This window comes from Segatella copri (assembly GCF_019127135.1).
Taxonomy (GTDB): Bacteria; Bacteroidota; Bacteroidia; order Bacteroidales; family Bacteroidaceae; genus Prevotella.
On record NZ_JAHOEA010000026.1, the window covers coordinates 18,059 to 39,234 of the forward strand.

The 21,176-nt window shown below is 46.4% G+C and carries 17 protein-coding genes; 9 read left to right on the plus strand and 8 right to left on the minus strand.

Annotated features, from left to right (window positions below; translation table 11 throughout):
* The first annotated feature begins 15 nt into the window (after positions 1–15).
* Positions 16–1,710, plus strand: a complete 1,695-nt coding sequence (locus KSW37_RS08355) for an MFS transporter (RefSeq protein WP_217314044.1) — start codon at positions 16–18, stop codon at positions 1,708–1,710.
* A gap of 103 nt (positions 1,711–1,813) precedes the next feature.
* Positions 1,814–2,677: a helix-turn-helix domain-containing protein gene (locus KSW37_RS08360; protein WP_217314045.1), complete on the plus strand. Its 864-nt coding sequence runs from the start codon at positions 1,814–1,816 to the stop codon at positions 2,675–2,677.
* A gap of 75 nt (positions 2,678–2,752) precedes the next feature.
* Here the strand turns inward: KSW37_RS08360 and KSW37_RS08365 are convergent, their stop codons facing one another.
* From KSW37_RS08365 to proS, 3 genes are all read right to left on the minus strand, one after another.
* Complete coding sequence (locus KSW37_RS08365) at positions 2,753–3,145, minus strand: hypothetical protein (protein WP_217314046.1); 393 nt, start codon at positions 3,143–3,145, stop codon at positions 2,753–2,755.
* Positions 3,146–3,301: 156 nt separating this feature from the next.
* Positions 3,302–3,724 (minus strand): hypothetical protein, encoded by a 423-nt coding sequence (locus tag KSW37_RS08370; protein ID WP_022120929.1) that lies wholly within the window; start codon positions 3,722–3,724, stop codon positions 3,302–3,304.
* A 47-nt stretch (positions 3,725–3,771) separates the two neighbouring features.
* Positions 3,772–5,253, minus strand: a complete 1,482-nt coding sequence (gene proS / locus KSW37_RS08375; RefSeq protein WP_217314047.1) for a proline--tRNA ligase — start codon at positions 5,251–5,253, stop codon at positions 3,772–3,774.
* Between the two features lie 286 nt (positions 5,254–5,539).
* Here proS and KSW37_RS08380 point away from each other — a divergent pair, with 286 nt between their 5' ends.
* The 4 genes from KSW37_RS08380 (at position 5,540) to KSW37_RS08395 (ending at position 10,597) form a co-directional block, all read left to right on the plus strand.
* Entirely contained in the window at positions 5,540–6,229 is a 690-nt protein-coding gene (locus KSW37_RS08380; RefSeq protein WP_217314048.1) for an OmpA family protein, read from the plus strand.
* Between the two features lie 36 nt (positions 6,230–6,265).
* Positions 6,266–7,000 (plus strand): monofunctional biosynthetic peptidoglycan transglycosylase, encoded by a 735-nt coding sequence (gene mtgA, locus KSW37_RS08385; RefSeq protein ID WP_217314049.1) that lies wholly within the window; start codon positions 6,266–6,268, stop codon positions 6,998–7,000.
* Between the two features lie 76 nt (positions 7,001–7,076).
* The gene (locus tag KSW37_RS08390; RefSeq protein WP_217314050.1) at positions 7,077–9,533 is read left to right on the plus strand and encodes an ATP-dependent helicase; all 2,457 of its coding nucleotides are present in this window, start codon (positions 7,077–7,079) and stop codon (positions 9,531–9,533) included.
* 248 nt (positions 9,534–9,781) lie between these two features.
* Entirely contained in the window at positions 9,782–10,597 is an 816-nt protein-coding gene (locus KSW37_RS08395) for a hypothetical protein (protein ID WP_217314051.1), read from the plus strand.
* Between the two features lie 533 nt (positions 10,598–11,130).
* On the opposite strand, the gene KSW37_RS08400 is transcribed toward KSW37_RS08395, so the two are convergent.
* Genes KSW37_RS08400 through KSW37_RS08410 form a run of 3 tightly spaced genes read right to left on the minus strand, consistent with a single transcriptional unit; the run spans position 11,131 to position 13,607 of the window.
* Positions 11,131–11,277 carry a hypothetical protein gene (locus KSW37_RS08400; RefSeq protein WP_022120923.1) on the minus strand — a complete coding sequence of 49 codons (147 nt, stop codon included), beginning with the start codon at positions 11,275–11,277 and terminating at the stop codon, positions 11,131–11,133.
* A 33-nt stretch (positions 11,278–11,310) separates the two neighbouring features.
* Entirely contained in the window at positions 11,311–12,759 is a 1,449-nt protein-coding gene (locus KSW37_RS08405) for a DUF4270 domain-containing protein (protein ID WP_217314052.1), read from the minus strand.
* A 35-nt stretch (positions 12,760–12,794) separates the two neighbouring features.
* Positions 12,795–13,607, minus strand: coding sequence for a glycogen/starch synthase (locus tag KSW37_RS08410; protein ID WP_217314053.1), 813 nt, complete (start codon positions 13,605–13,607; stop codon positions 12,795–12,797).
* A 174-nt stretch (positions 13,608–13,781) separates the two neighbouring features.
* On the opposite strand from KSW37_RS08410, the gene panC reads away from it, so the two are divergent.
* Both panC and panD read left to right on the plus strand, forming a co-directional pair.
* Positions 13,782–14,633, plus strand: coding sequence for a pantoate--beta-alanine ligase (gene panC, locus KSW37_RS08415; RefSeq protein ID WP_217314054.1), 852 nt, complete (start codon positions 13,782–13,784; stop codon positions 14,631–14,633).
* A gap of 61 nt (positions 14,634–14,694) precedes the next feature.
* A complete protein-coding gene (gene panD, locus KSW37_RS08420) occupies positions 14,695–15,039 on the plus strand; it encodes an aspartate 1-decarboxylase (RefSeq protein ID WP_117586254.1) in 345 nt (114 codons plus the stop codon).
* A gap of 252 nt (positions 15,040–15,291) precedes the next feature.
* Here the strand turns inward: panD and KSW37_RS08425 are convergent, their stop codons facing one another.
* Together KSW37_RS08425 and KSW37_RS08430 are read right to left on the minus strand one after the other, a co-directional pair.
* Positions 15,292–18,747 carry an AAA family ATPase gene (locus KSW37_RS08425; protein ID WP_217314055.1) on the minus strand — a complete coding sequence of 1,152 codons (3,456 nt, stop codon included), beginning with the start codon at positions 18,745–18,747 and terminating at the stop codon, positions 15,292–15,294.
* The gene (locus KSW37_RS08430; protein WP_217314056.1) at positions 18,744–20,051 is read right to left on the minus strand and encodes an exonuclease SbcCD subunit D; all 1,308 of its coding nucleotides are present in this window, start codon (positions 20,049–20,051) and stop codon (positions 18,744–18,746) included. Before KSW37_RS08430 ends, KSW37_RS08425 begins: the two co-directional genes overlap by 4 nt.
* 437 nt (positions 20,052–20,488) lie before the next feature.
* On the opposite strand from KSW37_RS08430, the gene KSW37_RS08435 reads away from it, so the two are divergent.
* Entirely contained in the window at positions 20,489–21,127 is a 639-nt protein-coding gene (locus tag KSW37_RS08435; RefSeq protein ID WP_217314057.1) for an HU family DNA-binding protein, read from the plus strand.
* The last annotated feature ends 49 nt before the right edge of the window (positions 21,128–21,176 follow it).

Below are 21,176 nucleotides of genomic sequence, written 5' to 3' on the forward strand. Positions count from 1 at the left end.
GAAATGAAGTAATATATGGAAGAAGAATATAAGAATTATCCGTTTTATGATTGGGTGCCCAAACCGCTCGGCATCATCTTCATGATCATCCTCTTCGTGCCGATGATTACGATGAGTGGTGTCTATTCTGCCAACAGCGGCGAGATGATGAGCGGGCTCGGCATCCAGTCGGAATACATCGCCTTTGCGGGCTTTTGCACCTCGATAGGAATGGCGGCTTTCTCGCCGTTCTTCTATGATCTGGTGTGCATCCGTAGAGAGAAGATGATGTGTATCGTGGGCTTCTCCATTCTCTTTATCCTCAGTTTCGTGTGTGCCCAGACCGACTCGCTGTTCATACTCGGACTGTGCAGTCTGCTGATGGGTTTTGTCCGCCAGACGCTGCTGATGGCGCATCTCTTTGTGCTTATCAGATACGGTTTCGGAATAGAGGCTACGAGGAATATCACGCCGGGATGCGAGCCTACTACCGAGGAAGCATGGGATGCGGTAGATTCGGAGAAGATGGTGTCGCAGCCGGTCATCTATCTCTTCTTCATGATTATCGGACAGTTGGGAACCTGGCTTACGGCATGGCTTGCCTATGCCTATGAGTGGCAGTATGTTTATCATTTCATGATGGCATTCATGTTGGCGGGCATCATCATCGTGTTCTTCACCATGCCTTATCATAAGTATCCGATGCCGAAGTTCCCGATAACGATGTCGAAGTTTGGCAATGTTACGGTGTTCAGTATCATGCTCTGTTCGTTTGCTTATGTCATGGTATTCGGTAAGACACTCGACTGGTTTGATGATCCTACCATCCGCTTCTCTTCGGTGGTCTGTCTTATCTTTACCGCCCTGTTCATCTATCTGGAGAAGACGCGGCGTTCACCTTATTTCATCATGGAGGTGTTCCAGCTCAGGGTCATCAACTACGGCATCCTGCTCTTCTTCCTGCTGATGGTCTGCAATTCGAGCGCCATGCTTGTCAACGTGTTCACCAATGTGAGCATGAAGATAGACAACTGGCAGAACGCCACCTTGGGCAACTGGGTGATGGTGGGCTACACCGTGGGACTGATATTCGCCGTCATCGCCCGAGCCAAGAATGTTCACCTGAAGTGGATGTACAGTCTGGGCTTCCTCTTTATCGGAGCCTATGCGCTGTACATGTATTTCGAAGTACAGAACGACGGCATGTATGAGCGTATGAAATGGCCTATCATCATCCGTTCTACGGGAATGATGCTGCTCTATTCGCTCATCTCCACGATAGCCAACCAACGCATGCCTTACCGCTTCATGTCAACCTGGGTGTGCATCATGCTTACCGTTCGTATGGTCATTGCCCCTTGCATCGGCTCGGCGCTCTATACCAATGTGCTGCAGCACAGACAGCAGTATTATGTAACCCGCTTTGCCCAGGATTACGATCGTACGAGCATAGAGACGGCGAAGACTTACGACCAGACGGTGAGAGGCATGCAATATCAGGGCAAGAGTGTAACCGAGGCACAGAACATGGCTGCCATGAGTACGAAGGGAAAGGTACAGGTACAGGCCACGCTGGTGAGCATCAAGGAGATGGCAGGCTGGACCTTCTACGGCTGTCTGCTGTGTGCCGGACTGATGCTCGTTCTCCCTTGGCGCAAGCGCAATATCAGGGAACTGACGCGCGAATATCTGCTGAAGAATGTTGATGTGAAATCCCTGGGAAGAAGGTAAGGGAGTGCTAAAATATCATAAAAGATACAGGCTGCTCATCTGATGAATGGATATTTTTGTTATCTTCGCAGTTAAATCTGAAGATAACAGACCCATATTCATCATGAAAATAACAGATAATATCATCATATACGAGGCTCATGAGTTTCCTCAGCTGTTGATGCAGCCTTTCTACTCCGACTATGTCGGAATCGTAATCTGTCATCAGGGGATGTTCCGTTTCTGCGTAGACGGAACATCCTTTGTTGCATCTGAGGGTGAGACCGTTTTCCTCTCCAAAGGAGTGATGTTTCATGTGCAGGAAACGGGCAAGAACCTTAAATATACCCTTCTTTTTTACCGTGCTGAACAGATTCGTCACATGTTGGGCAATACCGTGGTTACCATGCGTCTTTATGCTACGATTTATCCCAAACCCTGCCATGTCAGGACGACGGGCTATGAGGATATGCTTACTTCCTATGCCATGATGCTGAGGAAACTGGAGCTGGAAAAAGAGAAGAGTGGTGAACTGGATGCCTATTGTGTGCATGAGCAGAAACTGTTGCTGATGGCTGTTACGTACCGTTTGTGCAGTATCTTCTCGGCATCGTTCAAGGCTGCCGGCAAGGAGATGGAGCGGAAGATAGCCATCTTTGAGTCGCTGGTACTGCTGATAGAGAAGAATTATATGCGTGAGCGCAGTGTGGCTTTCTATGCAGATGAACTCTGTCTTACACCGAAATATCTGTCGGTACTGGTCAAGTCGGTTTGCGGTCAGACGGTCCAGCAATTGCTTTTCAAGGCGATGATCCGTCGCAGTATCTATCTGATGAAGAACACCACGAAGACGATACAGCAGATAGCCAATGAACTCAGTTTTCCCAATGCTTCAGCCTTCGGAACCTTCTTCAAGAAACATACTGGTCTGTCGCCTAAGCATTACCGTAATTGGGAAGAGGGGAATGAACCGCCTTCTTTCAAATAAAGATTTCATCCTATACCTATAAAATAAAAGGGACAGAGGAATTGTTCTGTCCCCTGTCCCGAAACTGTGATATAACTAAAACAACTGAGCGAAAGCCTCGGCTGTCTTTCCTGTATAGGTCTTCATCTCTGTAACCGGCTTGTAACCGAAATCCTTGAAGGCAAGGAGCTGTGTGGCAACAAACTGGTGGTCGTCAGAGATGCAAGCCTGTAACTTCATATTACCCATGCTGATGGCAGAAACAGGGAATTTGCTGATAGCTGCTTCTACATCCTGAGGGGCTGCACTGAGGATGTTCTCGAGCTTTCTTCCATCCTCTGCAGAATATTCCTTCTCTTTTATCTTAATCACGCTGTTGGTAGGTTGATAGATGAGCTTGACTGTCAAACCCATGAACCCTTTCTTTACCTGTACATCCTGGAGTGCCAAAACATCAGCACCCATCTCTAAATGATTAATCTTTGCCATAATTTTATACTGTTATTTGCTTATTCTTAATTCTTGAAAAATAATATATATTGAACTGTTTTTTGTTTTGAATAGGGGTGTAACCAGTCTTATCGCAAATCTTAGGAAAGATGCGATAAACCTATATGAAATTTTAAAAAGAGAAAAGAATAAGCACTAACAGAGCAGACGTCGCAGGCAAATGACATAATACTTGCTGGCGACATCAAAGTGGATTGGGGCAGTTTCCTGTCGGAAAGGCTCCATGCCACCTTCTATAGCTGATAAAAGGGATGATAAATAACGGATTCTATTTGTAAGCAATCTACTGGCAGTCTGACTGTTGTGCATATTGCCACTTGGCAATAAGCGCTGCGGACGGCTGCTACAGATGCGGTAAGCAAGCTGTGAAGCGTTTTCAAGCTGTGCCTCAGGCTGGCTCTTGTCATACTCAACCTTTGTCAAACCATCTTTCTTATGGCTTGCATCTTCGGTATAAGAATCCTCGGGTGTAAAAGAAATAGAGGCAGCAGATACCTCTCCATAGCCTGAAAAGACCATGGACACCAGAAAAAGGATGTATAGTATCAACTGCCTCATATTAAATATATTATGGTGTCAGGATGAACTCCTGACACCGGGGATGATTAATAACTTCTTGCGATGATGACACGGGCTACGGCTGGCTTGCCGCTTACCATATCTACACCTGGAGTCTGCTCGTAAGCGAAAGGCACGCAGCGGATGGTAGCCTGAGTCTCCTCCTTGATCTTAGCCTCGGTCTCGGCTGTACCGTCCCAATGGCAGAGGAAGAAACCACCGTCCTTAACGCGCTCCTTGAATTCCTCGTAGTTGTCGCACTCGTAAACGTGAGCATCACGGTAAGCACGAGCCTTCTCGAAGATATTCTTCTGGATGTCTTCCAACATATTCTTTACGCGTTCTACGATGCCGTCGAAGCTTACGTTCTCCTTCCCCAAGGTATCACGACGCATAATCTCGATGGTGTTGTTCTCCAAGTCACGGCCACCCATAGCGAGACGTACAGGAACACCCTTCAACTCATAGTCAGCGAACTTGAAGCCAGGACGCTTGGCAGGGTTGTCATCATACTTCACGGTGATGCCCAACTCGCGGAGCTGATCGATGACAGGCTGCAACTTAGCAGTAATCTGAGCCAACTGCTCGTCGCCCTTGTTGATAGGAACGATAACCACCTGGATAGGAGCCAACTTTGGAGGCAATACGAGACCGTTGTCATCGCTGTGAACCATGATGAGGGCACCCATCAGTCGGGTAGAAACACCCCATGAAGTAGCCCATACATACTCAGGCTTGTTCTCCTTGTTCAAGTAGGTAACATCGAAGCTCTTTGCAAAGTTCTGACCCAGAAAGTGAGAAGTACCGCTCTGGAGAGCCTTGCCATCCTGCATCATTGCCTCGATGGTATAAGTGTTCAGGGCGCCTGCGAAACGCTCTGTCTCACTCTTCACACCCTGCAATACAGGAACGCCCATGTAGTTCTCTGCAAAATCAGCGTAAACCTTGAGCATCTCCTGAGCCTTTGCCTCAGCCTCTTCCTTAGTGGCATGAGCGGTATGACCCTCCTGCCAGAGGAACTCAGAAGTACGGAGGAACGGACGGGTACGCATCTCCCAACGCATTACGTTACACCACTGGTTGCAGAGAATAGGGAGATCACGCCATGAATGGATCCAGTTCTTATAGGTGTTCCAGATGATAGTCTCAGAAGTAGGACGGATGATGAGCTCCTCATCGAGCTTTGCGTTAGGATCAACCTCAACCTCTTTGCCATCCTCTGTAGAACGGAGGCGGTAGTGGGTAACTACGGCACACTCCTTGGCGAAACCTGCCACGTGCTCAGCCTCACGAGAGAAGAAACTCTTCGGGATGAGGAGAGGGAAGTATGCGTTCTGTACACCTGTCTGCTTAAACATCTTGTCGAGCTGCTGCTGCATCTTCTCCCAGATAGCGTAACCGTATGGTTTGATAATCATACAACCACGAACTGGTGACAACTCAGCGAGATCAGCCTTTACTACCAAATCATTGTACCACTGACTGTAGTTGTCAGCGCGCTTGGTTAAATTCTTGAGTTCTTTAGCCATATTGCTTTATTCTATTTATTTTGTTTTTTATTTCTTCTGTTATATATATTAAGGTATAAGCATGAGCCCCTTCATCATCTGCTGCCGGCAGTTCATCTGTCTGCAGGTGTCTGAAATCCTACTTTTAGGGATTTTCCACCCCCAAATAGGTGATTTCCTAGCTCTATTTCGACAAATACCCTTAAATTTGCATGCAAAAATACAAAAAAATATTAGAAAACTCTCCATTATGGAGAAAAAAGAGTTATCTTTGCAATTAAATAACATAAATATAGGAGATTTTAAAATGAAAAAGACTAATTTTGCAGTTGCAGGCCTCTCTTTGTGCTTGCTTTTTTCAAGTTGTGGAACCAATCAGAAAACTGGTACAGCAGTAGGTGCCGGTTCTGGTGCAGCTCTGGGTGCTCTCGTTGGTGGATTGCTCAATAATAGCCATCGTGGTACAGGTGCTCTCGTAGGTGCTGCTATCGGTGCAGCTGTTGGTGGCGGTGCTGGTAACCTCATCGGAAAGCACATGGATAAGGTAAAGGCTGAGGCTGAACAGGTGAAGAATGCACAGGTTGAGACTGTAACAGATGCCAATGGCTTGTCTGCCGTTAAGGTAACATTTGCTTCTGGTATCCTCTTCCCAACTAACGGTTCTACTCTCAGCAGTAGCGCAAAGACTGATTTGGCTCAGTTTGCCGGTGTATTGAAGAACAATTCCGACTGCGAGGTTTCTATCCAGGGTTATACTGATGCTACAGGTAATGACGGTATCAACTTGCCTTTGAGCCAGAAGCGTGCTGAGGCAGTTTACAACTATCTTGCTTCTTGCGGTGTTACCAGCCGTCAGGTAAAGAATGTTCAGGGTTTTGGTTCTGCTAACCCTGTAGTTAATACTACTGCTGCTTGCGCCCAGAACCGTCGTGTAGAGGTCTATATGTACGCTAGCCAAGCTATGGTTAACGCAGCCAACAATGGTACATTGAAGTAATAACTTTCATGATCCTGGAAGGGAAAAACTAAATAGATGATTTTGAAGAAAATCAAGAATATAGTAAAATGGGTGGTGGTGCTGTTTTTCAGTACCACCATTCTTGCTGTAGTGGCATATAGGTTCATTCCTGTGTATGTCACTCCTCTGATGTTTATCAGATGCTTTCAGCAAGTAGCTGATGGCGAGAGTATTACCATGCATCATCATTGGGTTTCGATGGATAAGATTTCGCCTCACATGCCTGTGGCGGTGATGGCGAGCGAAGATGCGAGATTCCTGAAGCATCACGGTTTCGACTTCAATGCCATCGAGAGTGCGGCGAAGAATAATGCACGTGGTGGAAAGGTGCATGGAGCAAGTACCATCAGTCAGCAGACTGCTAAGAATGTCTTCCTGTGGCCTGGCCGTTCATGGACCCGCAAGGGATTTGAGGTCTACTTTACCTTCCTCATCGAAATGATGTGGAGCAAGCAGCGCATCATGGAGGTTTATCTCAACAGCATTGAGATGGGACCTGGTATCTATGGTGTGGATGCGGTTGCAGAATATCATTTCGACAAGAAAGCGAAAGACCTGTTTCGTGGCGAGTGTGCGCTGATAGCAGCTACACTTCCTAATCCGCGCAAATTCAGTTCGCTGCATCCTAGCGCTTATATGAAAAAGCGCCAGCGACAGATAGAACATCAGATGAGATTTATCCCTACCTTCCCTCGTGAGGGTGAAGATTTCGACCCGGGCACGGCTGTGGGCGGATATAGGGGAAAGTAATGAGTGAGTAGTGATTAGTTATTAATGATTAGTTATTAGTGATTAGTGATTATTTTTTCCGGCTAAATATTGATTAATGGATTTACTGAACGACTTGAACGAAGCGCAGCGTGCTGCGGTAGAATATATTGACGGACCTTCGCTGGTGATAGCCGGTGCTGGTTCGGGTAAGACGCGTGTACTTACTTATAAGATAGCTTACCTCCTTAGCCAGGGCATGAAACCCTGGAGTATCATGGCGCTCACCTTTACCAACAAGGCAGCAAGAGAGATGAAGGAACGTATCGGAAAACTGGTGGGAAATGATCTCGCACAGCATCTCTATATGGGTACTTTCCACAGCATCTTCTCCCGAATCCTGAGAGCGGAGGCCGAGCATATCGGCTTCAACAACAACTTTACCATTTATGATGAAAGTGATTCGCGCTCGCTGATCAAGGCGATTGTGAAGGAGATGGGACTGGATGATAAGAAGTATAAGCCTGCTGCCGTTCATGCCAAGATTTCGATGGCGAAGAACAACCTGATGAGTGCTGCGGCTTATGAGAGTGATGCGGCAATCTTCGAGCAGAACAAGCGTGCGCAGATGCCTGAGGTTGGTAAGATTTTCGTGGCTTACGTGCAGCGTTGCAAGCAGGCTAATGCCATGGATTTCGATGATTTGCTGACGCTTACCTATCAGCTTTTCAGGGAGCATGAGGATATTCGCCACAAATATGCCGCCCGCTTCGATTATGTCCTGGTGGATGAGTATCAGGATACCAACCACGTTCAGATGTCTATCGTCATGCAACTCTGTCAGGAGAAGCAGCGTGTTTGTGCCGTGGGTGATGACTCGCAGAGTATTTATAGCTTCCGTGGTGCCAATATCGATAATATTCTCAACTATCAGCGCCAGTTTCAGGGAACGCGTCTCTTCAAACTGGAACAGAACTACCGTTCTACCCAGACTATCGTTGAGGCGGCTAACAGTCTGATCAAGCATAACCGCAACCAGATTCCTAAGGATGTGTTCAGCGAGAATGCGAAGGGTGAGAAGATTCAGTATAAGCCTGCTTACAGCGACAAGGAAGAGGCGGTGATTGTGGCGAAGGATGTGAAGCGTATCCGGCGCGAGGATGGCTGCCAGTATAGTGATTTTGCCATTCTCTACCGTACCAATGCCCAGAGCCGCAGCTTCGAGGAGGAGTTCAGAAAGCAGGGTATTCCTTATCGCATCTATGGCGGACTGAGTTTCTACCAGCGCAAGGAAATTAAGGATATTATTGCTTATTTCCGTCTGGTGGCGAATCCGGATGATGAAGAGGCTATCAAGCGTATCATCAACTATCCGGCTCGTGGAATCGGTGCTACTACGGTGCTGAAGATTGCTGACTGTGCCCATCAGAACCAGGTGAGTTTCTGGGAGGTAATCGGTGCTCCTGAGCAGTATGGACTGGCGGTTAACAAGGGTACGATGAACAAGCTGGAAACCTTCAGATTGCTGATTTCTTCGTTTATCGACCGGGCTCAAACTATAGATGTCTATGAATTGGGTGATGCTATTATTAAGGAGAGTGGTATCAGTCAGGATATCATGTCGGGCAAGGATGCCGATGATCTGGCACGTCAGGAGAACCTGGAGGAATTCTTGAGCGGTATGTCTGCTTTTGTGGAGGAACGCCGTGAAGAGGGTAGGTTCGATGAACTCTTCCTGCAGGATTATCTGCAGGATGTGGCGCTGCTAACCGATGCTGACAGCGATGGTGATAAGGATGAACCTCGTGTATCTCTGATGACGGTCCATGCAGCCAAAGGTCTGGAGTTTCCTACGGTCTTCGTGGTAGGATTGGAAGAGAATATCTTCCCGAGTCCGCTTTCTGCTGCTTCGCTCAGAGAACTGGAGGAGGAACGGAGATTGCTTTACGTAGCCATTACGCGAGCTGAGAAACATTGTATTCTGACGAACGCCAAGAACCGCTGGAGATATGGCAAGATGGAGTTTGATAATCCGAGTCGCTTTATTGATGAGATTGACAGCAAGTTGATAGATAGTCAGGATGAGGCTGGTGGAAGCTTGTTTGGCTCTAGAGCTGATTCTTCGTCTGACCAGCCGGAGTGGGCGAGAGCGCAACGTCCTCGCAGACCTTGGGAGGATGCTGGTCAGCCTAGATACAGTAGCAGATATCAGAATTCGAAACCGGTAGCATCTCAGTTTGTGGCAGATCCTAAGCCTTCTCTTTCTGAAGGAAATTTCAAGTCTGTAAGAGCGCTGAATGCTGCTAAACGTTACATGGAGACGCATTCTTCTCATCCTGCTTCTCGCAGTACCGGATCTGCTGCATCATCAGTTTCTTCTTCTGCAGCATCATCTGCTGGCAGTTCTTCTTGCGGTTTGCAAGAGGGAATGAAGATTGAGCATCAGCGTTTTGGACGGGGAACGGTACTGAAGATTGAGGGAACAGGTGAGAATACGAAGGCTACAGTAGAGTTTGTTCATTCTGGTACCAAACAGCTTTTGCTGAAATTTGCCAAGTTTACGGTTGTAGATTAAGCCTCGTATTTTACTTTAGTAAGTACGAAATACAGACATCTGTTCTTATTGGCAACGGGTATGTCTTTTGTCTGTAATTTTAGGTTTTTAACAAGATATTGGGCTCTTTAGTACGTAAAAGTATTAAAGAGCCTTAATTTTTACCCCTGTTATTCGTTTTTCTTATAACTTTTGTTTACTTTTGCACTTGTTTTTAAGAACGATATGAAAAAAATAATTTGATATAAGGACTAATAAACAGAACGATTATGAAAAAATTAATGATGGTGGCAGTAATTCTGCTTACTAGTGTAGGGAGTGTAATGGCGCAGAATGAGTACAAGCGTGGTATCTTTAACCATGTAGGTCTTAATGTAGGCGCAGGTACCGAGGGTATTAGTGTAGGTTTGGCAGCTCCAGTTACTAGTTTCTTTGAGGTTGAAGCGGGTGTGAATGTCATGCCATCTTTCAAACTGTCTGGTGATTTGGATGTAGATTATGATTCTAGTTCTTTGCCTCAGGTATCTGGAGTTAGTTATCCTAATCCTGCTACCATTCATGTTGATGGAGATTTCAGTCGTACCACCTTTAATGTAAAGGCTAATTTGTATCCTTTCGGTGGAGGCAGTAAGTTCTTTATCGCTGCAGGTTTGTCAATTGGTGGAGAGAAGATAGCAGAGGTTACCGGTTCATGCGACGAACTTCGTGAAATCTCTCAGAAGTTGCCTACTCAGGATATGAAGGATCAATTCCATCAGGTTGTTGTTTCTACAGCTAATGCCAACTTGGGTGGTTACAATTTGGAGCTCGATGAGAACTACAATGTTCAGGGCGATATCCGTTGCAAGAATGTTCGTCCATACCTTGGTTTAGGTTTCGGTCGTCTTGTTCCGAAGAACCGTATCGGTTGCCGTTTTGAGTTGGGTTGCCAGTTCATGGGCAAGCTCAAGGTTTACCAGAATGGTAACGAGATAGATATCAATAAGGCATTGGAAGATGCTGGCGAGGATGATCTCTCTAAGTTCGTAAAAGACTTGAAAGTTTATCCTGTTTTGAAGTTCTCTCTTACAGGTAGAATCTTATAATATTGATAAAGATTTATAAAAATAGTTCGGGCAAGACCATTAGTGGTCTTGCCCTTTTTAATTTTATATACTATAAATTGAAAGCGTTCCCGCAGTAGCCTCACGGTCACTACGGGAACTTATATTACTAACATCTAACTTTAGCATTTTGTTAAACTTAAAAACTAATCTTTTTAAAGAGAGAGAGCAAAAGCTCCTTTATCTATAAACATAAACCAAGTATTTCATATACATTTTTTACATTGTAAGTTCTTAGAAAAGTTAAATCCATAGACCGGTATTTCTACCCAATATCTTGAATATTTTTATCTTGTCAGTTTTTGATTATTCAATATTTTAATTTACGCTGCAAAGATATAAAAAAAAACGGTAACTTCCAAATGAGTTTAGTTTTATTTTGCGCTAAGTGGCGTCCCTGTAGTTTTATGCGGTCATTTTTAAGGAATATGCGGTAAAAAGCAAGAGGGTGTATCATAAACAATCAAATGTTTAATGATACACCCTCTTGTGTAGGAGTTAGAACACTTTCGTGCCTATAGCGCTTCGTCTTCAGGACGTGGCATCTGTGTCTGGGGCTTCTGTTTCTTGCCTGACTTCATAAATAGTTTCTTTTTCTTGAGCCATGCAGCCTTGCGTATCTCGTATTCTTCGCGGTGACGCTCCAAAAAATTATCTGCCATGTTTCGTTCCTTTTTACTTTGCGTGATGAATGTTTATTCTTTTTCTTTAAACTTACTGTAAATCACCTTTATCTGTATAGGACTTGTCTCCTTGCCGTTGCTGTCGGTGGTTATTACACCTCTTTTCAGTCGGGTAGAAGCGAGCGCCATATCGTGATTTATCTTGGTGATGACTGTAGTATAGCCCTGTGTAACCGTGATGATGCTTACAGGAACCAGTACAACCTTATCCCAGTTTTCACTCTTGCCCTTGTTCTTATACATGGCAGAAACCAGGTTGGCGATGTTCTGGAATGTATAGGCATTCTTATAAGTACCTGTATTGCTGTAGCTTGTGGTATAAGAAGTACGGCTATCTGCCAACTTGCTCTTTTCGAAGAACGACTGCAAACTGTCTTTCTGAACCATCAAGATGGTGCTTGGTGTAGCAAAGTTGTATGGGTTGTCTTCGTTTTCATTGTTGAGTCGTGGGAAAGAGATGGTAGCTGTGTTGAGCGTATCCTTCTCATGTCCCTTCATGATATCTTCGATAGGGAGGGTGACCTCGGTGAAGATACCTGCCGGCGACTTGAGGTAAGTCCATTTCTGCTGATTTGCCAACTGCTCCATGTTTTTATTCTCAATCTTGTTGAGCTGCAATACCTCTTCTGTTCCATCGAAACGGTTGTAGAGGCTATCTACTATGATACTATCTGTAACGCCATCTTTTGCCTTGGTCGTATATTGGCGTCTGTATTGGAAGATGAGCTCTGTATTCCAGATCTTAGCCATGTTACCTGTACCACCTACATTCTTGATATAGAAGCCAGGACAAACATTGTGCAGGAACTTGTAGTTGGTCTTGAAGTACTCTGGATGCTTTGCGTATGTCTGCAGAATATATGAGCCGTAGTTGTTATAAGTCTTACCATCTTTGGTATATGGCTTGTTCAAACTAATCTGGAAGTTCTTTACATCTGATGTGTTGCTCAAGTTGTAATTACTGCTCCAATGCTGATTGCTTTCGCTTACCCAGCCGTTTTTGAATGCATCATAATCAGAGTAATACTCTTGATCTTCTGCCATTGGCTTGGTCATCTCGTAGGCTGTGACCTTCATTGGGGCGATAGTATCACCATAGTTGGCATTATATGAAATCAACAAGTAGCAACCATAAGCTTCAATAGAGCCGTTGTTGGCTTGCTTGATGGCAACTGTATCTACATCGAAAGAAGACAGTACGCCCAACTGGGTCATATAGTCACCCTTTACATAGTTGCCGGTTTCCGGGTCTTTCATCTTACCGATGAGACCGCTGTTGTTGCGGCTCAATACGGCACCTGAAACCATAGACTTTGTTGCTACAGGAAATACTGCGCTAGAGATGTTGATGTTGTCAATATCGTTAGTGATGCTACCACCGATTCCCTCGGTGGTGTCATCACATGCAGCGAAAGTAAGCGCTGCTATTACTAATACTGTTAAGAGTCTTAAAATTTTCATTATCCTTGTATGTATGTGTCTCTGTTGTCGGAATCTTATTCTGCGTCAGGACAAACCTTGTTGATGAAGTCTGCGTATGGCTCCTGGATATCTTCTCCCGGATAAGCCAGTACAGGCTTATTATTCTCCTTCGCATAATCAAAGAGAATCTGGTTAGCTTCTTCTTCACCTTCTACCACACCGTCGCTGTAGTCGATGGCGAGTTTGCCGAGCTCAATGAAGTTGAAGTCGTCCTGATAGCCGTCGAGCAGTTCAGACTTGGCATCACGGAAGGCAACGCAACGTTTGAAGTTGGTACCCAGTTCACCCTTGAGTTCGTTGGTATAGAGAGCGGTAATCACCTTTGATTCTGCAAATGAAGGCTCTTCGCTGTAGGCAGTCTTTACGTAGAATGGTACTACTGCGCTAGCCCAACCCTGGCAGACGATTACGTCAGGCTGCCAGCGGAGCTTCTTCACGGTTTCCAATACGCCACGTGCAAAGAAGATAGCTCTTTCTCCGTTGTCGGCATATTCCTTTCCGTTTTCATCAGTACCCATCTGGCGGCTCTTGAAATAGTCGTCATTATCGATGAAATAAATCTGCTGTCGTGTTGTTGGTATAGATGCAACCTTGATGATCAGCGGATGGTCTGTATCATCTATGATAAGGTTCATACCAGACAGGCGAATGACCTCGTGCAATTGTCCGCGACGCTCGTTGATGGTACCCCACTTAGGCATGAAGGTGCGGATCTCAAAACCTGCTTCCTGCATCTTCTGAGGCAGTTCGCGTCCCATGATTGACATGTGAGACTCGGCTACGTATGGGTCGATCTCCTGATTGATAAATAATACTTTTTTTGCCATAAAATTTAAATTTTATTCTTACGAATTACGTGCAAAGGTACAAAAAAAACTTCAAATTAGGGCATTTTTTCTCCGAAATTCATTATTTTCGGCAATAATTCGCATATTTTTAGGTTTTTTCTTTCTCATTTGAGAAAAAAGTTGTTATTTTGCACCCGAAAACAGATTATGACGATGAAAGTATTCAATAAGATTGTTGACCTCCAGAACGAACTCTTCATGTGTCGTAAGGAGGGAAAGGAAATCGGCCTTGTGCCAACTATGGGTGCGCTGCATGAGGGTCACGCCTCTCTTGTTAAGCGCAGTGTAAAGGAAAATGGCGTGACTGTGGTTTCTGTGTTCCTGAATCCTACACAGTTTAATGATCAGGGTGACTTGGATCGCTATCCTCGTACCCTCGATGCTGACTGCAAGCTCTTGGAGGCTTGTGGTGCAGACTATGTGTTTGCACCATCGGTGAAGGAAATGTATCCTACACCAGATACGCGCCACTTCGAGTTTCCACCTGTTTCTACCGTGATGGAGGGTGCCAAGCGCCCGGGTCATTTCAATGGTGTATGTCAGGTAGTGAGCCGTCTTTTCTATATCGTTCGACCAACCCGTGCTTATTTCGGTGAGAAGGATTGGCAGCAGATTGCTGTCATCAAGCAGCTCGTGAAGTACATCAACAGCAATGTGCAGATTGTTGAGTGTCCTATCATCCGTGATGAGGATGGTTTGGCTAAGAGCAGCCGTAATACTTTGCTGGCTCCTGATGAGCGTGCCATTGCGCCAAACATCTATAAGGCCCTGAAGGAGAGTGTGGAGTATGCCAAGACTCATACCGTACAGGAAACTCACGATAAGGTGGTTGCCAATATCAATGCTGTAGAGGGTCTGGAGGTAGAGTATTTCCAGATTGTGGATGGCGACAGCCTGCAGGATGTGTCTTCATGGGAGGATAGTGCATACGTGGTAGGTTGCATCACCGTTTATTGCGGTAAGACTCCTATCCGTCTCATCGACCATATCAAGTATAAAGGATAAATTCCTCTATAGATATTCTTTATTAAGTTTAATCCGTAACAGATCAAGTAATAACAGAACAATGCAGATAGAAGTATTGAAGAGTAAGCTCCATTGTGTGACCGTAACTGAGGCTAACCTGAATTATATGGGTAGCATCACCATCGATGAGGACTTGATGGACGCTGCTAATCTGATTGCAGGCGAGAAGGTTCAGATCGTAGATAACAACAATGGTGAGCGCTTGGAGACCTATATTATCAAGGGTGAGCGTGGCAGTGGTTGTATCTGCCTGAATGGTGCTGCAGCCCGCAAGGTGCAGGTGGGAGATACCGTTATCATCATCGCTTATGCCCTGATGGACTTTGAGGAGGCTAAGACCTTCCAGCCAACCGTGGTTTTCCCTAAAGAGGGAAATAAGGTTTAAATATCGTATGATGATATAGAATTGTATAAAGAATGATAATCTAGTATGATAATCATAAAGAATATGCGTTCCTGTGGATAGATGAATCCGTAGGAACGCATATTTGTTTTGTGACGATAAACTTGCGTTTCGGTGTGGGGAAATAGCGGTAAGCCACATCGATGGTGATGCCCTGTTCACGGATGGATAATGTATGTGTACCCTATATATAATGGTGTAATTACAATTTTATGAAGGTATAATTGCGATGGGTTAAGGATAGATCTCGATATGGCTGCTGCCGGAGTTGCCATTCTTGATAATCCTTATCTGGGTGGTGATGCGCTCGCTCATCGTGTCGGTATGACTGATGACGCCCACCTTCTTGCCTTGCGAACTTTGCAGCATGGCGAGGGAGTCGATGACGGTGGCTAGGGTATCGGGGTCGAGGGTTCCGAAGCCTTCATCGATGAACAGGTTCTCGAAGGAGATGTTGCGGGAGGACAACGCCGATAAGCCCAAGGCGAGACCGAGACTCACGATGAAGGTTTCGCCACCTGATAGGGAGGTGGTGTCTCGGATATCGTCGGCACGGTCGTGGTCGATGACTCGGATGCCCAGCGAATGCTTTACCTGTTGCAGTTCGTAACGGCTGTTGAACTTTCTGATTTCCTGGTTGGCGTGCGCTATCAGGAAACTGAGCGTATAGCATTGGGCTATCTTGCGCAGCGTCTTGCCGTCTGCTCCGATGGCATCCGTGATGGCTGTCCAGTCGTCCTTTTCCTGTGTTACGAAATTCAGAGCCTCAGCCTTGTCACCCAACTGCTTCACGGCTTCCTGATGGTTCTGCATCCTGGCTTTGGCAGCAATCAGTTCGTTGCGCTGGCTTCTCTCCTGATACTCCTGCTGAATGGCTAAGAGAGCATCACGGGTTTGGGCAGGCTGATGTTCCAAGTGCTGCTGATGCGCCTTTTCTGCACTCTGGTAAAGGGCGGTAGTTGAAGCCATGGCTTTCTCCTTTTCGTCCTTTTCCCGTCGGATGGCATTCCAGTCTTCGGCAGAGTGAAGCATCTCCCGGATGGTATTTCGGTCGATAAGGCTTGGTTCGATACTTCTTTCCTCGATGCCTTCCTCTTCGGAGTCTTTTCCTTCAATGCTCTTTTCTTCAAGCTGCTTGTTATATTCCTCAATCCAAAGGTCGAGTTCCTTTTCCTTCTCTTGCAGATTCTCTTTCATCGTCTTGTTCTGAGATAGCATGGTTTGATGCGAACCTTTACTGTTGGCGAGTTCCGCCTTCAGTTTGTTGATATTCTCGTTCTGAGTATCAGCTGCTTTCGTTGCCTCATCCTTTGCTGCTGTCAGTCTTTGTTCTGCCGCATCAGGCTCTTCGCCATTCAGAATCTGCTTATATTTCTCCTGCCATTCCTCCATTTCCTTCTTGGCGCTATTCCATGTCTGAAGGGCTTTCCCGTAAGCCTCCTCCTTACTCTTCTGCTGTGAGATGAGGTTGATGGTAAGTGCTTTCTGCTCAGCTAGTTTTGTGGTGCAGGTTGAAGTATTTTCCTGGGCTTTGTTCTGTATAGTAGAAGCCTTGCTTTCATACGCAGCTTCATCCTTTACAGCCTTATCCTTGAGTTGGGTCAGCCGTTCTATCTCTTTCTGAATCTTGTTAAAGAGACTCAGTTTGCTGCTCGCATCTTTCGCCTTGTTTTCATAGATAGGCAAGAGCGATTTCAGTTCTGTCTCTGCCTTCGGAATCTTTGGATACTGGGCGATGAGCGCCTTCCATTCCTCTTCGTAAGTTGCGATTTCTCCCGAGAGCTTTTCCTGTTGTTTCTGGAGCGTCTGTACTTCGCCGTCGTTCTGTTTTCTTTCGCCGGAAAGGTTCTTCTCCTCTTTCTGCTGCTGTTTCAGCAAATCCTCCTTGGCTTTCAGAAGTTGCGAGAGTTCTGTGGTGGCTTCCTCAAACTGTCTGTTGTCGGTATGATAAGGATGGGTCGTGCTGCCGCAAAGCGGACAAGGTTTGCCTTCGGTCAGGTTGGCACGATGAATCTCCCATTTCTCGCTCACCATGAGGGTATAGGCATTTCTCAGCGTCAGGGTCTCTTGGGTTAGAGCCTCGATGGTCAACTTGCCCAGCGTCTCATCTATCTCCGCGTTTCTCTTGCCCAAGACCAGAATGCGCTCCTCATTCTTCTGCTTTTCTGCTGTGGCAGCATCGAGATGAGCCACAACCTTGATGGCTTGCTGGACATCCTGCAGTTTCCTGTCGGCTATTGTCTTGCTGTTCTGCAGTTCCTCTATGTTCTGTCCGGCAGTCTTATTTCTTTCCGTCTCCCAAGCCTGTTCAGCGGTTTGCGTCGCTTCGTGCAGAACCTGTTTCTGCTTGGCAATCTCTTCCTTTGTCGTTTTGAGGGCAAGGTTCGCTTTCTCCGTTTCTGCTTCCCATTTTTGGATGTTTCGGGCGTTTTCCTCCACGTCTTTCTGGGCAGATTGATTCTCTTTCTGAGCCAACTCCAATGCCTCTTTCTTTTCTTTCAGATTCGGCATAGCCGCTTCCATTTTGGTTTTCAGCGCTCTTGCTTCAGCGATGACCGGCAGCGCCTTTTCCAGCTGCTCCTGTGCCTTGCCGACTGCTTCCTTCAGACTGGCGAGAGTTTTCTCGCTTTCGCTGATGGCAGACTCTTGACTTTTGATGTTTCCTTCCGCTTTCAGGATGTTTTCTTCCTGTTCGTGGATGCTTTGCGTCTGTCGCTCTACTTCCTGCAGCTGGTTGACGGCAGGCTGTACTTCATCGTGCAACTGCAGACGGAGAATCTGGGCTTGCATCTCTTTAATGGCATCTGCTACTTGCTTCATATCTGTTTGGTAGATAGCGATTTGTTTGATTTGCTTATCGTTTTCCTCAAACCATTGCAGGTCTTTCGAAATGGCTTGCAACTGGCTGTCGAGTTCCTTCTCAGCTTTTTCCAACCGGGCGATTTCCTCCTTCAGATGGGCAAGTTCTTCATCGTTCAGCAGGTTCTGTTTTACGGCTTCCACCGATGCTGCCATCTGGTTGTAGGCATCCGTCGCCTGGTCTTTCGCTTTCTTGATTTCAGTAGCGATGTTCGTATAAGTTTCCTCGCATCCGATGAGTTTTTCCAGGAGTTCGTACCGCTCGTTTTCCTTCGCCGTCAGGAAGTTGGCAAACGAGCCTTGGGCGATGAGTACGGTGCGGAGAAACTGGTCGTAGTCGAGTCCGATGATGTCCGGCAGCTCGTTCCAGTCGGCAGCTTCCTCTGTTATCTCTTCTCCGTTTCTCGTGATTTTATAAAGCGCAGTCTTGGCGTTCTCGTAGCGCACTCTCTGGAATCTGACGTGCCATTCTGCGCGGTAGATGCTGCCGTTGTTGGCAAGGAAGGTGAGTTTGCTGTAGCCTTCCTTCTTGCCACGTGTAAGGATGTTTCGGCTGTCGGTAGGAGCCAGTCGGTTACTTTCGCTGGCATCGGCAGCTCCGAAAATCTCGATGTTCTGGTTCTTGTCTCCTTTCTTCCTAGGGTAGCGAGGGGCGCGGTTGTAGAGAGCCAGACAGATAGCATCGAGTAGGGTAGACTTGCCACTTCCCGTCGGACCTACGATGCTGAAGATGGTACTCTCGCCTAAGGCACCTTCTTCAAAGTTGATGACCTCGCCACCCTGTTTGTCTAGCGAAGCGAGGTTGAGTATTTCGAGTTGTAGGAATTTCATAATGATGATGTCGTTAATAAATCGGATAACATTTTCTCCTGTCTTTCGTTCATCGGAGCGTTGTGTCTGATGGCGAAGGCTTCCTTCAGCGTATCGAGCGGAGGACGGTTGATGATGTCTTCTATGCTGGTGATGTGCTGGGAACCCTGGATGGTGGAGAGGTCCAGCTGCGGGATGATGCGTTGGATTTTGCAGAGCACGGCATCCTTTTCGTTGACGAGTTTCTCCAGTTCCTTGATGTCATCGCTGGTCAGTTTCTCCTGTTTCACCTTCAGCATCACGTAGTCGAAGTGGTCGCTCAGTTTGCCGTCTGTTCTCTCTGAAAGTTCTGAATTGATGAGCTTCTGCCATTTCTTGAAGGTCAGCTCTTCCTCATCTTCGGGCAGGATGCGGAGGGCGTTCTGAGGCTTGTATTCCAGGAAATCTACTTTCCATTCCTTGCTCTTGCCGGTTTCCTTTCCTTCCTCCTCTTCTCCGTGTTCTATGGTGATGAGGTCGATGCCGTGGGTGTAGTCTTTCTCGGCAAACGACATCGGGAGGATACTTCCCGTGTATCTTGCCCAGTCGGTGTTCCAGATATGTTGCCGTTTGTGGATGTGTCCGCAAGTCATATAGTCAGGATGGTCGTTCCATCCTTCCAGGTCCACTTCCTCCTGTCCGCCGATGATGATTTTCTCGCTCGCATCCTTTTTGGCGATATCCGAACCCTTGGCGTACATGTGTGCCATCATGATGCACTTCCTGCCCGGGTATTTCTTTCGAGCCTCAGCCGTCAGTTCTCTCAGAAAGTCGTTGACTCCCTGCGAGTAGCTGGCGTTCTGCACCACATCGCTTCTTAGGAAAGGTACGGCGAGGATGATGACTTCTTCTCCTTCCTCGTTGGTTACGGGGATGATGAGGTCATCGAAGGAATAGATCCAATGTCCGCCGGTCTTATCATCGTCCTCGCTTTCTCCCTGCTTCCAGATTTTCCTTACGTTTCCTCTTATTTCCACGTGGTATCGGGTGAGCAGCGGACGGGGAGCCTCCAGTCGGCTGGCGGAATCGTGGTTGCCGGCGGTAATGATGACCTGCATGTTCGGGCACAGTTGGGTAGCATCGGCAAGAAACTCGTAATAAACGGTCTGTGCCGCTGCCGATGGATTTCCGTTATCAAAGATGTCTCCTGCTATGAGGAGAGCATCGGGCTTTTGTTCAGCGATTTGTTCCAGGAGCCATTTCAGGAAATGCTTGTGTTCCGGCAGACGGTCGTTGCCGTGAAACAGGTTGCCCAGGTGCCAGTCGCTGGTTGCTAATATCTTCATACTCATAAGAATGTCTAATCTTAGTCTTTTTCTTTTTCTTTGTCTTGCAATCCTTTGACCTTTGGTTTGCAATCTGACTACAAAGTTAACACAATTATTTGGGATACGCAAAGAAATAAGCTCAAAAAACGAAGAATTATGGCCGGAAAAGTGAAGATATTCAGGAAAAGTCTTGTTTTATATCTGATAAAGTTGTATCTTTGCAAGGTAGAAATCTTCGTTCATCGACGTTGAACCGACATTCACCGACGTTGAACCGCCGTTCATCGACGTTGAACGGACATTCAGCGTCGGTGAACGGAGATTTCTCCTAGGATAAAATACTTTTCTTCCTAGGTTTGTGGTCTTTTCTTCTTAGGTATGATCATAAATACTGTAGGATGCAAAGGCTGCTGCAATAAGGAGTGATAACAATCTTAATAAGAAAGGAAACTGATATGGCTAAGTACAAGTTGCAAGAGTTGAATGATTTGCGTGATGAAGGCAAGCGCAGAGTTTATCCCAAGATGGTGACCAACCGTACACTATCCCGAAAAGAGTTCGTCAAGATGATGCAGCATTACCATCGCGGTATTTCGGAAAGTACCACGGAGGCTGTATTGACCGATGTGGTTGATATGCTGGCAGACATGCTCTCCATGGGGTACAACGTGAATCTGGAAGGTTTCGGCACCTTCTCCCTCTCCCTCGCTTTCGAGGATGAGAAGCCTAGGGAAATTCTGAATCCAGATGATAAGATGACGTACCGCAAGGTGGGCGTGAAGGACATCAACTTCAAGGCGTCTCCAGAGTTTGTCAAGGATGTGAAGCGTGAAACCGACCGTGACCTGGAGCGTGATATGGGTGGTGTAAAGGTTATCCGTAAGCATCTCTATTCCAAGGAAGAGCGCATTGCCAGAGCCCTGGAGGTGATAGAGAAGAACGGAGTCCTCACCCTAGGCGATTATGCCTCCATCAACAACCTGAGCCGTACTGCCGCCTCTATGGAACTGAAGGAGCTGACAAATGACAAGACTTCGCTGATAGATTCACTAGGCCGCGGCAGCCATAAGGTTTGGGTGAAGAGGAAAGAATAAATGCAAATGAGTTTTTATACTATTTTATTGGGATTTGCAAGAAACTTTC